At 49.0% G+C, this 1891-nt stretch carries 2 protein-coding genes and 1 pseudogene; all 3 read left to right on the top strand.

From position 1 onward, the window contains the following. Positions 1–210, top strand: a pseudogene (locus ABEW34_RS31300) (beta-ketoacyl-[acyl-carrier-protein] synthase II); the annotation flags it as partial. 73 nt (positions 211–283) lie between these two features. After that, positions 284–706, top strand: coding sequence for a 3-hydroxyacyl-ACP dehydratase FabZ (gene fabZ / locus ABEW34_RS31295; RefSeq protein WP_430165594.1), 423 nt, complete (start codon positions 284–286; stop codon positions 704–706). 56 nt (positions 707–762) lie between these two features. Beyond that, a partial coding sequence (locus ABEW34_RS31290) for a beta-ketoacyl-[acyl-carrier-protein] synthase family protein (RefSeq protein WP_430165591.1) occupies positions 763–1891 on the top strand: 1129 nt, incomplete at its 3' end.

The raw sequence follows: 1891 nt of genomic DNA, 5'->3' as shown, positions 1-1891 counted from the left end.
GCGGCAGGAAGCGTAGAACTGGCGGCGACATTGCTTGCAATAGATCGCGGCATTGTGCCTCCAACTGCATTTCTGAAGGAGCAGCCAGAACCCTTTCATCACCTGCAGATTGTTAAAGGGAACTATGAGGAACGGTCGATCAAATATGCGATGTCCAACTCATACGCTTTCTTCGGCCATTCTGCAAGTATAGTTGTCGGAAAGGTCTAAGCATCCGGTGGCTTGAATTTGTCGGTATATTTGCGCTGTCGGATACACACCACATGCTGGGGAGCTGTCATGGATGGAAATCATTGATATTGCAAAAGGCCTGCCTCATCGCTACCCGTTCGTCATGGTAGACCGAATTACCGAGGCCCTTTATATGAAGCGTTCCAAAGGCTACAAAAACATAAGCTTTAATGAGCAGTGGGCAGTTGGACATTTCCCCGATGAACCTATTTATCCAGGCGTTCTCATGATTGAGACGATGGCGCAGGTCGGCGGATTTATTTTTTACAACGAGGAGAGCCGGGCGACCCACAAATTTTATTTAAGCGCGGTTAACCAAATCAAGTTCATGCATCCGGTTGTGCCGGGCGATACATTAGCGGTAGAAGCAGAATTAGTCGAGACCTTCCACATCTTTCACCAGATTAAATGTACGGCTGCAGTCGGCGATAAAATGGTCGCTTCTGGGCTGCTGACCTTAAGCTATTCCGAATAATTCACAATGATCTTTAATTCCGCAGTGCATAATTTCATAAATTTGGGAGAATCCATATGCATAAAATATTTGTTACGGCTGTAGGAGCGATAAGCTGTGCAGGGTCCGGTGCAGATGAATTTTGGGAAGGCATAAATGCACAAGCAGGAGTCAGGACGGAGGAGCTTAAACTGCCGGTGGATATTCCACAAAATATTGAAAACCGGGTTGCCAGACGGATGGATCGGTTTTCACGGTTGACCATGAGCGCTTCGAAACAAGTGCTGGATGAAGCTTTGATCGAGCAGGAGCAACTGGATCATAACCGGATTGGTACTGTTTTTACGACGGGATACGGTCCATTGGTATCTAATTTGGCCCTCAGCAATCAAATTTTGTCTGGTGGCGTCGATATGGTTAGTCCGACCGTATTCGCAAGTACGGTATACAACTCGGGAATCGGACATGTTTGCCTCAGTTTAAAGCTGAAGGGCGCAAGCACCGTGCTAACGGGCAGCAATGCGATTGCATATGCGTCTGATCTGCTCAAAAGCGGCAAGGCAGATGCGATATTATGCGGCGGGGTAGAGGAATATTGCCAGGAGCTGCTCCAATCGTTTGAGCAGCAGGACTATGTCACTAAGGATGAAAACTACTTATGCAGGCCTCTGGACAGTAATAGAAGCGGAACGAGAATGACCGAGGGCGCCGCTGCATTGCTGCTTGAGACGGAGAGCGTATTAGCCCGCTGTCCAGAGCGTATCGTATGCGAGGTTGTCGGGTATGCAAGTTTAATAGGGAAAGGATACATGGGCAAAGATCGCGCAGATGCGGATTATAAGTCGTTCGCTCGCGTAATGGATCTGGCTCTCAAGCATGCTTCCATTTCTCCTAGCGATATTGACGGCATTTTGCTGGCTGCCGGAGGTGGACGCCACACCGACAAGGCGGAAGCCCAAGCGATTCATGAGGTTTTTGGCCAGCGTGCTGCTTCCATACCTGTTTCCTCGATAAAGGGAGCAACGGGCGAAACGCTTGGAGCATCATTTATGATGAATGTCGCAGCGGGCTCCCTTGCCATTGCCAAAGGGAGCATGCCTTTAACCGCAGGCTGCATGGAGCCGGATGCCGCTTTAGAGCTGGATATCGTCCATCATGAGCCGCGTTTAGGCGATTACGAATATTTATTAGTGAATGGGTATGATG

Source organism: Paenibacillus algorifonticola, from assembly GCF_050481745.1.
Taxonomy (GTDB): Bacteria; Bacillota; Bacilli; order Paenibacillales; family Paenibacillaceae; genus Pristimantibacillus; species Pristimantibacillus algorifonticola_A.
This window is presented reverse-complemented; position numbering and strand designations above follow the sequence as displayed.

Excerpts from the sequence above, each read along its gene's own strand:
- fabZ (WP_430165594.1), top strand. The coding sequence starts at position 284 with ATGGAAATCATTGATATTGCAAAAGGCCTGCCTCATCGCTACCCGTTC.